This window comes from Streptomyces sp. NPDC017246, assembly GCF_044331325.1.
GTDB lineage: Bacteria > Actinomycetota > Actinomycetes > Streptomycetales > Streptomycetaceae > Streptomyces.
This window is the reverse complement of record NZ_JBIRMW010000005.1, coordinates 500591-516917: the sequence shown is the minus strand read 5'-3', so window position 1 is coordinate 516917 and position 16327 is coordinate 500591. Positions and strand designations below refer to the sequence as shown.

Sequence of the window (16327 nt, the reverse complement as noted above, 5' to 3'; positions counted from 1 at the left end):
AAGGAACGGACGCTTCCTTTGTACTCACCCTCTCGGGCTTTCCTCCGGGCTTCCCTTCGGTATTTCGTGTTTCCGACTCTATCAGATCTTTCCGATCCGATTTCCTCGGTGCTTTCCGGTCCCTTTTGTTTTCACTCCGGGGGCCTTTCGGCGGTTCCGACTTTATCAGATGATCTGAGTCGGTTTTCCCGCCTCCCGGAGAAGGTTCCTGGCGCACGGCGGCGCTGGAGCTTCCCGTTCTGGCGGAGCCGTAAACGTACTGGAGCGGGGCGCCCCGATGCAAATCGAGGGGCCCCGCTCCGGTGTGGCGCAGGTCGGACGATCAGACCTCTACGACGACCGGGAGGATCATCGGGCGCCGGCGATACGTGTCGGAGACCCACTTGCCGACGCTGCGGCGGATCAGCTGCTGGAGCTGGTGGGGTTCGACGACGCCGTCCTGGAACGACTTGTTGAGGGCCTGGTCGATCTTCGGAAGCACCGCGTCGAACGCGGAGTCGTCGATGCCGGAGCCTCGGGCGTGGACGTGCGGGCCGCCCACGATCTTGCCGGTCGAGGAGTCGACCACGACGAAGACCGAGATGATGCCCTCCTCGCCCAGGATGCGGCGGTCCTTGAGGGAGGTCTCGGTGACGTCGCCGACCGAGAGGCCGTCGACGTACACGTAACCCGCCTGGACCTTGCCGGTGATCCGGGCGCGGCCGTCGACCAGGTCGACGACGACGCCGTCCTCGGCGATGACGATGTGGTCCTTGGGGATACCCGTCATCGCGCCGAGCTCGGCGTTGGCGCGCAGGTGGCGCCATTCGCCGTGGACCGGCATGAGGTTCTTCGGGCGGCAGATGTTGTAGAAGTACAGCAGCTCGCCGGCCGAGGCGTGGCCCGAGACGTGGACCTTGGCGTTGCCCTTGTGGACGACGTGCGCGCCCCAGCGGGTCAGGCCGTTGATCACGCGGTAGACCGCGTTCTCGTTGCCCGGGATCAGGGAGGACGCCAGGATCACGGTGTCGCCGGGGACGATCCGGATCTGGTGGTCGCGGTTGGCCATGCGGGACAGGGCCGCCATCGGCTCGCCCTGGGAACCCGTGCAGACCAGCACGACCTCGTCGTCCGGCAGGTCGTCGAGGGTCTTCACGTCCACGACGAGGCCGGCCGGGACCCGGAGGTAGCCCAGGTCACGGGCGATGCCCATGTTGCGGACCATCGAGCGGCCGACGAAGGCGACCCTGCGGCCGTACTCGTGGGCGGCGTCGAGGATCTGCTGGATGCGGTGCACGTGGCTGGCGAAGCTGGCCACGATGATGCGCTTCTGGGCGTTCGCGAAGACCGTGCGCAGGACGTTGGAGATGTCCTTCTCCGGCGGCACGAAGCCCGGGACCTCGGCGTTCGTCGAGTCGGACAGCAGGAGGTCGATGCCCTCCTCGCTGAGCCGCGCGAACGCGTGCAGGTCGGTGAGGCGGCCGTCCAGCGGGAGCTGGTCCATCTTGAAGTCGCCGGTGGCGACGGCCATGCCCGCGGGGGTGCGGATGGCGACCGCGAGCGCGTCCGGGATGGAGTGGTTGACCGCGATGAACTCGCAGTCGAACGAGCCCAGGACCTCGCGGTCGCCCTCCTTCACCTCAAGGGTGTAGGGGCGGATGCGGTGCTCCTGGAGCTTGGCCTCGATCAGCGCGAGGGTCAGCTTGGAGCCGATCAGCGGGATGTCCGGCTTGAGCCGGAGCAGGTAGGGGACGGCACCGATGTGGTCCTCGTGGCCGTGCGTGAGCACGATGCCTTCGATGTCGTCGAGACGGTCCCGGATGATGGTGAAGTCCGGCAGGATCAGGTCGACGCCGGGCTGCTCCTCCTCGGGGAAGAGGACGCCGCAGTCGACGATGAGCAGACGGCCGTCGAACTCGAAGACCGTCATGTTCCGGCCGATTTCGCCGAGCCCGCCGAGCGGGATGACGCGCAGGGCGCCCTTCGGCAGCTTCGGCGGGGCGCCGAGTTCAGGATGCGGATGACTCAAAAGACTCTCCTCACCACGCACGCCACGTACCTCTTGGCACGTGGCGCGCATGACATTCGTGCACTTGCTGTTGTCAGTGTTCAGTTGTGAAGTCCGTTGTCAGAGCTCTACCCCACCGGCGGCCAGGTCGACCTTGAGCTGCTCGGTCTCCTGGGGGGAGAGCTCCACGAGCGGCAGCCGCAGCGGGCCGGCCGGGAGGCCCCGGAGGGCGAGGGCGGCCTTGGTGGTCATGACGCCCTGGGTGCGGAACATGCCGGTGTAGACCGGCAGCAGCCTCTGGTGGATCTCGGTGGCCTTCTGTACCTCGCCGCCCAGGTGGGCGTCGAGGAGGGCCCGGAGCTCCGGGGTGACGACGTGGCCCACGACGGAGACGAAGCCGCAGGCTCCGACGGAGAGCAGGGGGAGGTTGAGCATGTCGTCGCCGGAGTACCAGGCGAGGCCGGAGCGGGCGATGGCCCAGCTGGCGCGGCCGAGATCGCCCTTGGCGTCCTTGTTGGCGACGATGCGCGGGTGCTCCGCGAGCCGGACGAGCGTCTCGGTGTCGATCGGGACGCCGCTGCGGCCGGGGATGTCGTACAGCATCACCGGGAGCTCGGTGGAGTCGGCGATGGCCGAGAAGTGCTGGTACAGGCCCTCCTGCGAGGGCTTGTTGTAGTACGGCGTGACGGCGAGCAGACCGTGTGCGCCGTCACGCTCGGCGGTGCGGGCGAGTTCGATCGAGTGGTGGGTGTCGTTGGTGCCGATGCCGGCCACGATGTGGGCGCGGTCGCCGACCGCCTCCAGTACCGCTCGTACCAGCTCCGATTTCTCCGCGTCGCTGGTGGTGGGGGACTCGCCGGTGGTGCCGTTGACGACGAGGCCGTCGTTGCCTGCGTCCACCAGGTGGGTGGCCAGTCGCCGGGCACCGTCGAGGTCGAGTGCGCCGTCCGCCGTGAAGGGCGTGACCATGGCGGTGAGGACCCGCCCGAAGGGGGTCTGCGGAGTGGAGATCGGAGCCATGGGTAACACGCTACTCGCTGCTCAGCACCGGGTGCCCCTGAGGGGCACAGGAGAAAGGGAGCCCGGCGCTGCCTGCTCGGGGGTTCAGGCAGCGCCGGGTCCGTTTGATCAGCCTAGATGAACTTCGTGAAACGTCGCAATACGGACACTTCACACGGGTGGTTCGGACATGTGTGCCCTACGGGGCCACACGGCCGTTCTTGTTGAAGGCCGCATGGGTCAGCGGCATCAGCCGGGCCCAGTGCTCCTCCATCTTCTCGCCGACCATCTCGATCTCCCGCTGCGGGAAGGACGGGACCGCGGCGAGCTCGTGCTGGGTGCGCAGCCCGAGGAAGTGCATCAGCGAGCGCGCGTTGCACGTGGCGTACATCGAGGAGAAGAGGCCGACGGGAAGGACCGAGCGGGCGACCTCGCGGGCGACGCCGGCGGCCAGCATCTCCTGGTAGGTGGCGTACGCCTGACGGTACGAGTCCTCCATCGTGCGGCTGACCAGGTCGTGCTGCTCCTGGGTGCCGTCGACGAAGACGTACTTGCCGGGGCGGCCCTCCTGGACGAGCTTGCGGGAGGTGTCCGGGACGTAGAAGACCGGCTGGAGCTCCCTGTAGCGGCCCGATTCCTCGTTGTACGACCAGCCGACGCGGTGCCGCATGAACTCGCGGAACACGAAGATCGGGGCGCTGATGAAGAACGTCATCGAGTTGTGCTCGAAGGGGCTGCCGTGACGGTCCCGCATCAGGTAGTTGATGAGGCCCTTCGAGCGCTCCGGGTCCTTCTGGAGCTCTTCGAGGGACTGCTCGCCCGCCGTGGAGACCCGGGCCGCCCAGAGGACGTCGGAGTCGGCCGCCGCGCTCTTGACCAGATCAACGGTGACGTCGCTCCGGAAGTCGATCTTCACGTTCTCGGTGGGGCTGTCGGTCACCAGCGGTCCTTCCAATCGGCTGTTGCAGTCGCCCACTCTAACGACGTCCTACCGGGGGATGAGATTCGGCTGCTTTGGTGAAATAGGGCACCAAAACCTCGGTTCTGTCGTCTGTACCTATGACGCATGACAACGACCCGAGGAGAGTGGCCCTGATGTTCAGCCGGAAAGAGGCCGTACCGTTCGCGTTCGTCGCGGAGGCCGACCACTTTCGCAGTAACGTCACTCCACCACCCCGGGAGCGGCTGAACGCCTCACAGATCGTGGGCCGTACCCTGCTCGGACTGACCGTCGTGGCCGGTCTCGTCGGGTCTCTGATCTTCGGGATGCCGTCCCTGCAGTCGGGTGACTCCGCCACTCGTCAGCAGCAGTCCGAAGCCTCCGACAACCGCTGAGGTAGCCTCACCGGGCACTGCCCCTTCGAGCGTGCTTGTGAGTGAGGACCTGTCGTGCCCCTGCCCTTTCTGACGGCCGACCGTGCTTTTGACACGACCGACCACGTCGCCCTGCCGTTCGACGACCACGACCAGTGGCGTCGTCCCTACCGGCCGGGTTCCTGGCGGGTCGGCGCGGCGGCACTCGCCCTGCTGCTCGCCTCGTTCGTGCTGCTCGCCGCGGTGGTCATCGCCGCCGCCGGAGCGTTCGACGGCGCGGGCGCCACCCTGGGCATCGCCGTGCTCGTCATCCTGGCCGCCCTGCGCATGCTGCGCATGGGCACCTGGGTGAGCCGCGCCGGGGTGCGCCGCGTGGCCTTCTTCTCGACCGCCACCGTGCCGTGGGCGAAGGTGACGGCCGTACGGACCGTGCAGCAGCCGGTGCGCTGGCTGGGACTCCCCCGTACCGTCCAGGGCCAGGCCCTGGTGCTCGGCCGGCAGAGTGGTGAGCAGCTGCTGCTGCTCACCGACCACAACGCCGACTTCCTCTCCCGCGTCGAGGCCTTCGACCGGGCGTCCGACACGGTCGAGGCGTGGAACGCCGAATACGGCGTCGCCCCCGCCGCTACACGCTGACCGGACGCCCCTCGTGGAGCGCGATGGCCCGCTGCATCGCCTTGCGGGCCCGGGGGGTGTCGCGGGCGTCGTGGTACGCGACCGCGAGCCGGAACCAGCAGCGCCAGTCGTCCGGCGAGTCCTCCGTCTCGGCCTTGCGCCGGGCGAAGACCTCGTCGGCCGAGTCGCGGTCGATACGGCCGCCCTCGGTGCGCTTCAGTTCGTCGACGGGCAGGCCGCCCTCCGCCTCGAGCTCGGTGGCGAGGCGGCCCGCCTGTCGTGCGAACCGGGTGTTCTGCCAGAGGAACCAGCCGCCGACGCCGGGCAGCAGGAACGCCACCGCGCCCATGCCCATGGCGGCCGGTTCACCCGTGAGGAGCAGTAGGACGCCCTCCATGGCCACCACCCCGAAGACGAGGACGAGCACCGTGGCCAGGAAGACGTACGTGATCTTTCCGCCCATGGCCGTCAGCCCAGGTCCAGGAAGTGCTCCAGGCCGAAGGTGAGGCCGGGAGTGCTGGTCACGCGGCGGGCGCCCAGGAGGATGCCCGGCATGAAGCTGGAGTGGTGCAGCGAGTCGTGGCGGACCGTGAGGGTCTCGCCCTCGCCGCCGAGCAGCACCTCCTGGTGGGCCAGGAGGCCCGACAGGCGTACCGAGTGGACCCGGACGCCGTCGACGTCCGCGCCGCGCGCGCCTTCCAGGCCGCTCGCGGTGGCGTCCGGCTGGGCGCCGAGACCGGCCTCGGCGCGGGCGGCCGCGATCAGCTGGGCCGTACGGGTCGCGGTGCCGGAGGGGGCGTCCACCTTGTGCGGGTGGTGCAGCTCGACGACCTCGACCGACTCGAAGTACGGGGCCGCGAGCTGGGCGAACCTCATGGTGAGGACCGCGCCGATGGAGAAGTTCGGAGCGATGAGGACGCCGGTCTCCGGGGAGGCGGCGAGCCAGGTCCGCAGCTGCGCGAGGCGCTCCTCGGTCCAGCCGGTGGTGCCGACGACCGCGTGGATGCCGTGGCGCACGCAGAAGTCGAGGTTCTCCATGACCGAGGCGGGGGTGGTCAGCTCGACGACGGCCTGGGCACCCGACTCGGTGAGCGTCTCCAGCTTGTCGCCCCGCCCGAGGGCGGCGACCAGTTCCATGTCCTCGGCGGCCTCGACGGCCTTCACGGCCTCGGAGCCGATACGGCCCTGTGCACCGAGGACCGCCACGCGCAGCTTGCTCATTGCTCTGAATTCCTTAGGGATCGGGGTCAGGAGACCGCTTGGTGGAGGCGGTCCGCCTGCTTGTCCTTCAGCGGGCCGATCACCGAGAGCGAGGGCCGCTGGTCCAGTACATCGCGGGCGACCTCCCGGACCTCGTCCGGGGTGACGGCCGCGATCCGGTCCAGCATGTCGTCGACCGACATCTGGGTGCCCCAGCACAGCTCGCTCTTGCCGATGCGGTTCATCAGGGCGCCGGTGTCCTCGAGGCCCAGCACGGTCGAACCGGAGAGCTGGCCGACGGCGCGCGCGATCTCGTCGTCGGTGAGACCGTCCGACGCGACCTTGTGGAGCTCGTCCCGGCAGATCTTGAGGACGTCGTGCACCTGGCCGGGCCGGCAGCCCGCGTACACCCCGAAGAGGCCGCAGTCGGCGAAGCCCGAGGTGTACGAGTACACGCTGTAGGCCAGGCCGCGCTTCTCGCGGACCTCCTGGAAGAGACGGGAGGACATACCGCCGCCGAGGGCGGTGTTCAGTACGCCGAGGGCCCAGCGGCGCTCGTCCGTGCGGGCCAGACCCGGCATGCCGAGGACCACGTGGGCCTGCTCGGTCTTGCGGTTCAGGAGCTCGACACGGCCCGCCGTGCGCAGGGTGCGCAGGCCGTCGCGCGGGGCGACCGGGACGGCGTCGGTACGGGTGAGGGCGCCGGCCTTCTCGAAGGCGCGGCGGACCTGGCGTACCACCGTGGCGTGATCGACGTTGCCGGCCGCGGCCACGACCAGGTGGGTCGGGTCGTAGTGCTTCTTGTAGAAGCGGGCGATCTGGCCGCGGCTGAGGGCGTTGACCGTGTCGACGGTGCCGAGGACCGGGCGGCCCAGCGGGGTGTCGCCGAACATGGTCTGCGCGAACAGCTCGTGCACGACGTCACCGGGGTCGTCCTCGGTCATCGCGATCTCTTCGAGGATGACACCGCGCTCGGCGTCCACGTCCTCGTCGAGGATGAGCGAGCCCGTGAGCATGTCGCAGACGACGTCGATCGCCAGCGGCAGGTCGGTGTCGAGGACCCGGGCGTAGTAGCAGGTGTACTCCTTCGCCGTGAAGGCGTTCATCTCGCCGCCGACCGCGTCGATCGCGGCGGAGATGTCGAGGGCGGACCGCTTGTGGGTGCCCTTGAAGAGGAGGTGCTCCAGGTAGTGGGTCGCGCCGTTGAGCGCCGGCGTCTCGTCGCGGGATCCGACGTGCGCCCAGATGCCGAAGGTGGCGGAGCGCACGGAGGGGAGGGTCTCGGTGACGATCCGGAGGCCGCCGGGGAGGGTCGTCCGGCGGACCGTGCCGATGCCGTCCTTGCCCGGGAGAAGCGTTTGGGTACGGGCGACGGCCCGCCCCTCCGAAGAGGGGCGGGCCGTCGCGCGGGAACTACGGGACGTCACTTGGCAGCGTCGTCCTTGTCACCCTCGGCAGCGTCCTCGTCCGCGATCACGGGGATCAGGGACAGCTTGCCGCGCTGGTCGATCTCGGCGATCTCGACCTGGACCTTGGAGCCGATCGCGAGCACGTCCTCGACGTTCTCCACACGCTTGCCACCGGCGAGCTTGCGGATCTGCGAGATGTGCAGCAGGCCGTCCTTGCCGGGCATGAGGGAGACGAAGGCACCGAAGGTGGTGGTCTTGACGACCGTACCCAGGTACCGCTCGCCGACCTCCGGCATGGTCGGGTTGGCGATCGCGTTGATCGTGGCGCGGGCGGCCTCGGCCTGCGAGCCCTGCTGGGCACCGATGTAGATGGTGCCGTCGTCCTCGATCGTGATGTCGGCGCCGGTGTCCTCCTGGATCTGGTTGATCATCTTGCCCTTGGGGCCGATGACCTCACCGATCTTGTCCACCGGGATCTTGACGGTGATGATGCGCGGCGCGTTCGGGGACATCTCGTCCGGAACGTCGATCGCCTCGTTCATCACGTCGAGGATGTGCAGACGCGCGTCGCGGGCCTGCTTCAGCGCGGCGGCCAGGACCGAGGCGGGGATGCCGTCGAGCTTGGTGTCGAGCTGGAGCGCGGTCACGAACTGCTTCGTACCGGCGACCTTGAAGTCCATGTCGCCGAAGGCGTCCTCCGCACCGAGGATGTCGGTGAGGGCGACGTAGTGCGTCTGGCCGTCGATCTCCTCGGAGATCAGACCCATGGCGATACCGGCGACGGCGGCCTTCAGCGGCACACCGGCGTTCAGCAGCGACATGGTGGAGGCGCAGACCGAACCCATGGACGTCGAACCGTTGGAGCCGAGGGCCTCGGACACCTGGCGGATCGCGTAGGGGAACTCCTCGCGCGTCGGCAGCACCGGCACGATGGCGCGCTCGGCGAGCGCGCCGTGGCCGATCTCGCGGCGCTTGGGCGAGCCCACGCGGCCGGTCTCACCGACGGAGTACGGCGGGAAGTTGTAGTTGTGCATGTAGCGCTTGCGGGTCACCGGGGAGAGGGTGTCCAGCTGCTGCTCCATACGGAGCATGTTGAGGGTGGTGACGCCCAGGATCTGGGTCTCGCCACGCTCGAACAGCGCCGAACCGTGCACGCGCGGGATGGCCTCGACCTCGGCCGCGAGCGTACGGATGTCCGTCAGGCCACGGCCGTCGATGCGGACCTTGTCCTTGATGACGCGCTCGCGGACCAGCTTCTTGGTCAGCGCGCGGTAGGCGCCCGAGATCTCCTTCTCGCGGCCTTCGAAGGCCGGGAGGAGCTTCTCGGCGGCGAGCTCCTTGATGCGGTCGAGCTCGGCCTCGCGCTCCTGCTTGCCGGCGATGGTGAGCGCCTTGGTGAGCTCACCCTTGACGGCGGCGGTGAGCGCCTCGAGGACGTCGTCCTGGTAGTCCAGGAAGACCGGGAACTCGCCGGTGGGCTTGGCGGCCTTGGCGGCGAGGTCCGACTGGGCCTTGCAGAGGGCCTTGATGAAGGGCTTCGCGGCCTCGAGACCGGCGGCGACGATCTCCTCGGTCGGCGCCTCGGCGCCGTCCTTGACGAGGTCGATGGTCTTCTCGGTGGCCTCGGCCTCGACCATCATGATCGCGACGTCGCCGTCCTCCAGGACGCGACCGGCGACGACCATGTCGAAGACGGCGTCCTCGAGCTCGGTGTGCGTCGGGAACGCGACCCACTGGCCCTTGATCAGGGCGACGCGTGTGGCGCCGATGGGGCCGGAGAAGGGCAGGCCCGCCAGGATCGTGGAAGCGGAGGCGGCGTTGATCGCGACCACGTCGTACAGGTGGTCGGGGTTGAGCGCCATGATCGTCTCGACGATCTGGATCTCGTTGCGCAGGCCCTTCTTGAAGGAGGGGCGCAGCGGCCTGTCGATCAGGCGGCAGGTGAGGATCGCGTCCTCGGAGGGGCGGCCCTCCCGGCGGAAGAAGGAGCCGGGGATCTTGCCGGCCGCGTACTGCCGCTCCTCGACGTCCACCGTGAGGGGGAAGAAGTCGAGCTGGTCCTTGGGGCGCTTCGAGGCGGTGGTCGCCGAGAGGACCATCGTGTCGTCGTCCAGGTAGGCGACGGCGGAGCCGGCGGCCTGCTTGGCCAGACGGCCGGTCTCGAAGCGGATGGTGCGGGTACCGAAGGTGCCATTGTCGATGACGGCCTCGGCGTAGTGGGTCTCGTTCTCCACTAGCGGTTTCTCCTACGTGTTCGTCTTTGCGTCCGGGGCCCGTGTGGCCGGGGACGGTGTTCGACGGTGGCGGAGAGGCGCGCCTCGGGTGCGGGCCGGTCTTCGATCGAAGCACCCGGTGATTCGTCCGGGGGCCACTACCGAGGACCGGCGGCTGGCCGGCGGCTTCTCGCTCGTCGTATGGGGTTGTGCGACCAGACTAAGCCGGTGCGCACACTTTGTGCACGTACGGCAAAGGGAGCGGCCCCCTGAAAGTGGGAACCGCTCCCTCCACGGCGTCTTACTTGGCGCCGCCGGCCGCACCGCGGCGGATGCCGAGGCGGTCGACCAGCGCACGGAAGCGCTGGATGTCCTTCTTGGCCAGGTACTGCAGCAGGCGGCGGCGCTGGCCGACCAGGATCAGCAGACCACGGCGGGAGTGGTGGTCGTGCTTGTGCTGCTTGAGGTGCTCGGTCAGGTCCGAGATGCGGCGGGAAAGCATGGCGACCTGGACCTCGGGGGAGCCGGTGTCGCCCTCCTTGGTGCCGAACTCGGTCATGATCTGCTTCTTGACAGCGGCGTCGAGAGCCACGCGGATCTCCTCTTGGTCTTCGTGCGCCCACGAGTGCCCCTGGTCTAGGTCTCAGGGGAAGCTTCCGTGACTCGATGGGCGAAGGTCCGATGGGCGCAGCTTCCAGGTGCTTCCGAGTGATCTCGGGCGCATTCCGGGAGCGCGTACACAAACGGCCGTCACACAGCGTACCAGCTCGACGGAGCGCGTCCGGTTGTGGCCCCCGCGCTCCGCCGGACGGCTCCCTACTTGCTGGTGAGCGAGCGGACCGTGGTGAAGATGTCGAGGACGGCGAGGCAGAGCGGGACGAGGGAGAGCAGGACGAAGCCCTCGGCCAGGTCGAGGAGGCGGCCCCAGAACGGGGAGAGGCCCTTCCTCGGGATGATCAGGCCGATCGCGGTGATCAGCGCGGCGCCGGCGGCGACGGACGCGGTGAGCCAGATCGTCCGGATGTCCAGGCCGCCCCGGTCCCCGTACATGAGGAAGTCCTTGACCAGGTCGGCCGGCGGGTTGAGGGAGAGGCCGAGGACGAGCAGCGCGATGGCGGCGATTCCGGCGACGAGGACGCAGGCGACCTGCGAGGTGTAGCGGAAGAGGCGGGCGCGCAGCAGCATCGCCAGGCCGGCGGCGAGGGCGAGGAGCTGGCCCCAGACGTTTCCGGCGAAGCCGAGGACGGCGGCGGAGCCGACGACCACGGCCGCGCAGCCGCCGACCAGACCGAGGAGCATCTCGTGGCCGCGGCGGGCCTGGAGCGCGATGCGCTCGCCGTCGACGGGCTGGGCGTCCTCGCCGGCCGGCTGCTGCGGGTCGCCGAGGAACTCGTCGTCGGCGGCGCTGCGCGGGGCGGCGTAGCCGATGGGGAGCCGGGCGAAGCGGGCGGAGAGGCCGGGCAGGAAGGCGACGAGGCCGATGGCGACGGGGGCGCAGACGGCGGCCGTCTCGGTGGCGGTGGTCTCGGTGAGGATCGCCAGGAACGTCGCCAGGGTGCCGACGGTGGCGAGGAAGGTGGCCGCGACGAAGGGCGCGTCACCGCTGGGGGTGAGCGCGACCAGCGCCACGGAGGCGACGAGGACGGTGACGCAGCCGAGCAGGAACTGCAGACGGCCGGGGCCCTGACCGAGGTCGGGGCCGACGATGCCGGAGCCGGCGATGAGCAGCAGCGGCAGCGCGCCGAGGCCGAGGGCTACGGCGGTCGCCCGGTCTCCGTACACCCGGGCCCTTACTCCGGCGAAGGCCGTGAGGAGGAAGCCGGCGGCACCCGCGATGATCCCGGGCAGGCTGTGCATGTCGTGGCGGACCGGGTCGGCGAACCAGAGGACGAAGCCCATCAGGACGAGGAGCAGCACGCCGCCGAGGAGTCCGGCGCCGCGCAGCAGCTCGTCGCTCCACAGGTGCCGGTCGCGGGTGACGGCGGAGGCGACGGCGTCGGACACGTCGTCGTAGACGGCCGGCGGCAGGGACTGGGCGAAGGGGCGCAGGGAGAGCACCTCGCCGTCGAGGACCTGCTGGGCCGCGAGGGTGCGTGCCCCGTCGAGGACGGATCCGTCCCGGCGGACCAGGTGGTATCCCGTGGGCGTACCGGCGGCCTGTGTCTGTCCGGTGAGCCGCAGGATCTCCGGGTAGACGTCGGCGACGGCGATGTCCTCCGGGAGCGCGACGTCGATGCGGCTGTCCGGCGCCACGACGGTGACGCGGCAGAAACCGGTCGCTGCGGTCGTACTCACGTGTCTGGACCCCCTGATTCGCGGTTGCGCACGATGCGCGCGCCACCCTACCGGGGACGGCCGGTGGGAGCTGCAAGTAGGATCGCCGTCCCATGGGGGAAGTCCGAACGCCCGGCTGCCGACAGGGGTGCCGAGCGGATGCTCCCGCCACGAGCCCGCCTCCAACGAGGGATTGATGCGCCGGTGAGCCAGATCGTCGTCAAACGCCCGCCGAGGTCTCTTCCGCCGGAAGTGCCCGGTGAGGAACTGATCCTGGAGTCTCCGCCGGAACTCCCGCGGGGACAACAGGAGTCGGCGTTGATGCAGCTCCTGCCGATGCTCGGCATGGGCTCCTCGGTCGTCTTCTTCTTCATGACACCGTCACCGATCATGCGGATCATGGGCACGCTGATGCTCGCTTCGACGCTCGCGATGGCCGTCGCCCAGTTCGTCAGATTCCGTCGCGGTACGCAGGGGCAAATGTCCGATGTCCGCCGCGACTACCTCAAATACCTCGCGCAGACCCGGCGTACGGTCCGCCGCACGGCCCGCAAGCAGCGGGACGCGCAGCTGTATCTGCACCCCTCCCCCGAGCAGTTGTGGTCGGTGGTCGCCGAGGGCTCGCGGATGTGGGAGCGCCGGGTCGGCGACCACGACTTCGGGCAGGCTCGGATAGGGCTCGGGGCCCAGCAGTTGGCGACGCCGCTCGTGGCGCCGGACACGGCTCCGGTGGACGAGCTGGAGCCGCTGTGTGCGGGTGCGATGCAGCAGTTCCTCGCGGTGCACGGGACCCTGGACGGGCTGCCGATGGCGGTCTCGATGCGGGCGTTCTACCACGTGACGGTGTCGGGTGAGCCGGAGTCGGCGCAGGCGGCGGCGCGTGCCCTGGTGGCGCAGCTGGTGACCCTGCACTCCCCCGACGACCTGATGCTGGCGGTGGTCGCGGCGCGGCCCGCGCAGGAGCGCTGGGACTGGACGAAGTGGCTGCCGCACACCCAGGTGCCGGGGCAGGTCGACGGGGCGGGCACGAAGCGTCTGTTCGGCGACGACCTCGGTGAGCTGGAGCAGTTGGTCCGCTCGAAGCTGGACGGGCGGCCGCGTTTCTCCCGGGAGAACCAGCCGGTGCTCGACCAGCCGCATGTGGTCGTGGTCCTGGACTCCGATTCCACCCGCGGTGGTCTGGTGCCGCCGGACTCGCTGCTCGCGGCGGCCGAGGGTCTTCAGGGCGTGACGATCGTGGAGGTGGTCTCCGGCGAGCTGGAGGAGCCGCGCGGTGGTCTTTCCGTGGTGGTGCGGCCGGGACGGCTGCGACTGGAGTCGGGAGGCGGCTTCGCGTACGAAGGACTGCCGGACGGCATCTCGCTGCCGGCGGCGGAGGCGCTCGCCCGCCAGCTGGCGCCGCTGCGGATGGGCGGCGGGGACGACGACGAGCCGCTGCTCGCCAATCTGGACTTCACGGATCTGCTGAACCTGGGCGACGCCGCCTCGGTGGACGTGGCCCGTACCTGGCGGCCGCGGTCGGTGGCCGAGCGGCTTCGGGTGCCGATCGGTGTCGGCGAGGACGGCCAGCCGGTCATGCTCGACCTGAAGGAGGCCGCGCAGGAGGGTATGGGCCCGCACGGTCTGTGCGTGGGCGCCACGGGTTCCGGCAAGTCGGAGCTGCTGCGGACGCTGGTGCTCGGTCTCGCGGTGACGCACTCCTCGGAGACGCTGAACTTCGTCCTCGCGGACTTCAAGGGCGGCGCGACCTTCGCGGGCATGTCGCAGATGCCGCACGTGGCGGCGGTCATCACCAACCTCTCCGACGACCTGACGCTCGTCGACCGCATGGGCGACGCGATCCGCGGTGAGCTCCAGCGGCGCCAGGAGCTGCTGCGGTCCGCGGGCAACTACGCGAACATCCACGACTACGAGAAGGCACGTGCGGCGGGTGCTCCGCTCGAACCGCTGGCCTCGCTCGTCCTTGTGATCGACGAGTTCTCCGAACTCCTCACCGCCAAGCCGGACTTCATCGACATGTTCATCCAGATCGGCCGCATCGGCCGTTCCCTGGGTGTGCATCTGCTGCTCGCCTCGCAGCGTCTGGAGGAGGGCAAGCTCCGCGGCCTCGACACGTACCTCTCGTACCGGATCGGTCTGCGGACCTTCTCGGCGGCGGAGTCGCGGACGGCGATCGGTGTGCCGGACGCGTACCACCTGCCGTCGGTGCCCGGTTCGGGCTATCTGAAGTTCGGTACGGACGAGATGACCCGCTTCAAGGCGGCGTACGTCTCGGGCACCTACCGGACGGGCGGGCCGCGTCTGGAGATCGGCCAGATGCCGGTGGAGCGGCGTCCCGCCGTGTTCACGGCCGCGCCGGTGCCGGTGGTGTACGCGGCGCCGGACCCGGCGTACCTCACGGCGCAGCGCGCGGAGGAGGACGACGCTCTCGCGGACACCGTCCTCGACGTGATCGTGCGCCGTCTGGAGGGTCAGGGGGTGCCGGCGCACCAGGTGTGGCTGCCGCCGCTCGACCAGGCGCCGTCTCTCGACCAGCTGCTGCCGGGGCTCGCGCAGACCGCGGACCGGGGGCTCACGGCGACGGAGTACACGCGTCAGGGCGGGCTCACGGTGCCGCTCGGCCTCATCGACAAGCCGTTCGAGCAGCGGCGCGAGGTGCTGTACCGGGACTTCTCCGGCGCGGCGGGCCACATGATGGTGGTCGGCGGTCCGCAGTCCGGCAAGTCGACGATGATGCGGACGCTGATCTCGTCGTTCGCGCTCACCCACACCCCGGCCGAGGTCCAGTTCTACTGTCTGGACTTCGGTGGCGGCAGCATGGTGGCGCTCGCCGATCTGCCGCACGTCGGCGGAGTGGCGTCCCGGCTCGACCCGGAGCGGGTGCGGCGTACGGTCGCCGAGGTGATGGGCGTGCTGAACCGGCGGGAGGAGTTCTTCCGCTCGCACTCCATCGACTCCATCGCGACCTACCGGCGCAAGCGCGCCGCGGGCGAACTGCCGGGCGAGGCCTGGGGCGACGTGTTCCTGGTCGTCGACGGCTGGGGCGGTTTCCGCAACGACTACGACATGCTGGAGCCGGTCGTCGCCGACATCGCGGCGCGCGGTCTGGGCTACGGCATCCACGTGGTGATCACCGCCGCCCGGTACATGGAGGTACGGGCGGCCCTCAAGGACCAGATGCTGGGCCGGCTCGAACTGCGGCTCGGTGACGTCATGGACTCCGAGTTCGACCGCAAGGTCGCGGCGAACGTGCCGGCCGGGGTGCCCGGACGCGGTCAGGTGGCGGAGAAGCTGCACTTCATGGGGGCCCTGCCGCGGATCGACGGGTCGAGTTCGGCCGCGGACCTGTCGGACGGCACGACGGCGTTCGTACGGTCGGTGCAGGCGTCCTGGACGGGGGCCCCGGCTCCCGCGGTGCGGCTGCTGCCGCGCAAGCTGCCGGCGGAGCGGCTGCCGAAGGGCTTCGAGTACCCGCAGCACGGCATCGCGATCGGTATCGACGAGGCGAACCTGGAGCCGGTGTTCGTCGACTTCGAGTCGGACCCGTTCTTCCTGATCTTCGGTGAGAGCGAGTCCGGCAAGACGGCGCTGCTCAGGCTCATCGCCAAGCAGCTGTGCGAGCGGTACACGCCGGAGCAGGCGCGGATCGTGGTGGGCGACTACCGGCGGACGATGCTGGAGGCGGTGGCTCCCTCGCACCTCCTGGAGTACGCGCCGATGGCCTCCGCGATGCAGATGCACATGGAGGCCATCAACACGGTGATGACGAAGCGGGCGCCGAAGCCCGACATCACTCCGCAGCAGCTGCGGGACCGCAGCTGGTGGACGGGTCCGCAACTGTTCGTCCTGGTGGACGACTTCGAGCTGGTGGCCACCAACTCGGGGAATCCGCTGGCGGTCCTGGTGGAGAACCTGCCGTTCGCGCGGGACGTCGGCATCCGGTTCATCGTGGCGCGCAGCGCCGCGGGTGCGTCCCGGGCGATGTACGAGCCGTTCATGCAGCGCACGAAGGAGATGGGCGCGCAGGGCGTGATCCTCTCCGGCGATCCGCAGGAGGGCGACATCCTGGGCAGCGTCCGGGCGCGGCCGATGCCGCCGGGCCGGGGCACGTTCGTGTCGCGGAAGCGGGGCACGCCGCTGGTGCAGCTGGGCTGGCTGCCGGAACAGCACTGACGGAGCGGGTACGACGGGTGGGTTCATTCCCGCCGATCGGGTACGGCGGTCCCACTACTGTGGGAGGGACCGCCGTACCACCGCGAAGGGAACGCGCCGATGACCGACGCAGGCACCAGCACGAGCAGCACCGACAGCGCCGC

12 protein-coding genes are annotated in these 16327 nt (G+C 69.7%); 3 read left to right on the top strand and 9 right to left on the bottom strand.

The window, feature by feature from the left end:
• Positions 1 to 322 precede the first annotated feature (322 nt).
• The 3 genes from ACH4MY_RS15285 to thyX form a co-directional block, all read right to left on the bottom strand.
• Positions 323 to 2008 (bottom strand): ribonuclease J, encoded by a 1686-nt coding sequence (locus tag ACH4MY_RS15285; RefSeq protein WP_328489073.1) that lies wholly within the window; start codon positions 2006 to 2008, stop codon positions 323 to 325.
• Between the two features lie 99 nt (positions 2009 to 2107).
• Positions 2108 to 3007 (bottom strand): 4-hydroxy-tetrahydrodipicolinate synthase, encoded by a 900-nt coding sequence (dapA, locus tag ACH4MY_RS15280; protein WP_398002693.1) that lies wholly within the window; start codon positions 3005 to 3007, stop codon positions 2108 to 2110.
• Positions 3008 to 3185: 178 nt separating this feature from the next.
• Entirely contained in the window at positions 3186 to 3926 is a 741-nt protein-coding gene (thyX, locus tag ACH4MY_RS15275; protein WP_398002690.1) for an FAD-dependent thymidylate synthase, read from the bottom strand.
• A 155-nt stretch (positions 3927 to 4081) separates the two neighbouring features.
• Between thyX and ACH4MY_RS15270 the strand changes: the two genes are divergently transcribed.
• On the top strand, positions 4082 to 4321 hold the full coding sequence (locus ACH4MY_RS15270; protein ID WP_398002688.1) for a hypothetical protein: 240 nt from the start codon (positions 4082 to 4084) through the stop codon (positions 4319 to 4321).
• Between the two features lie 54 nt (positions 4322 to 4375).
• Entirely contained in the window at positions 4376 to 4936 is a 561-nt protein-coding gene (locus tag ACH4MY_RS15265; protein ID WP_398002685.1) for a hypothetical protein, read from the top strand.
• Here ACH4MY_RS15265 and ACH4MY_RS15260 read toward each other — a convergent pair.
• The 6 genes from ACH4MY_RS15260 to eccD all read right to left on the bottom strand — a co-directional run bounded on the left by ACH4MY_RS15260 (position 4926) and on the right by eccD (position 12032).
• A complete protein-coding gene (locus ACH4MY_RS15260; protein ID WP_398002683.1) occupies positions 4926 to 5378 on the bottom strand; it encodes a hypothetical protein in 453 nt (150 codons plus the stop codon). The two genes, ACH4MY_RS15265 and ACH4MY_RS15260, sit on opposite strands and share 11 nt — an antisense overlap.
• Before the next feature lie 5 nt (positions 5379 to 5383).
• Positions 5384 to 6136 (bottom strand): 4-hydroxy-tetrahydrodipicolinate reductase, encoded by a 753-nt coding sequence (gene dapB, locus ACH4MY_RS15255; RefSeq protein WP_398002681.1) that lies wholly within the window; start codon positions 6134 to 6136, stop codon positions 5384 to 5386.
• A 26-nt stretch (positions 6137 to 6162) separates the two neighbouring features.
• Entirely contained in the window at positions 6163 to 7542 is a 1380-nt protein-coding gene (locus tag ACH4MY_RS15250; protein ID WP_398002679.1) for a M16 family metallopeptidase, read from the bottom strand.
• A complete protein-coding gene (locus tag ACH4MY_RS15245) occupies positions 7539 to 9758 on the bottom strand; it encodes a polyribonucleotide nucleotidyltransferase (protein ID WP_398002676.1) in 2220 nt (739 codons plus the stop codon). The genes ACH4MY_RS15250 and ACH4MY_RS15245 overlap by 4 nt, the downstream gene beginning before the upstream one ends.
• 280 nt (positions 9759 to 10038) lie before the next feature.
• Entirely contained in the window at positions 10039 to 10329 is a 291-nt protein-coding gene (rpsO, locus tag ACH4MY_RS15240) for a 30S ribosomal protein S15 (RefSeq protein ID WP_056565800.1), read from the bottom strand.
• 224 nt (positions 10330 to 10553) lie between these two features.
• On the bottom strand, positions 10554 to 12032 hold the full coding sequence (eccD, locus tag ACH4MY_RS15235) for a type VII secretion integral membrane protein EccD (protein ID WP_398002674.1): 1479 nt from the start codon (positions 12030 to 12032) through the stop codon (positions 10554 to 10556).
• A 183-nt stretch (positions 12033 to 12215) separates the two neighbouring features.
• On the opposite strand from eccD, the gene eccCa reads away from it, so the two are divergent.
• Complete coding sequence (eccCa, locus tag ACH4MY_RS15230; RefSeq protein WP_398002671.1) at positions 12216 to 16184, top strand: type VII secretion protein EccCa; 3969 nt, start codon at positions 12216 to 12218, stop codon at positions 16182 to 16184.
• The last annotated feature ends 143 nt before the right edge of the window (positions 16185 to 16327 follow it).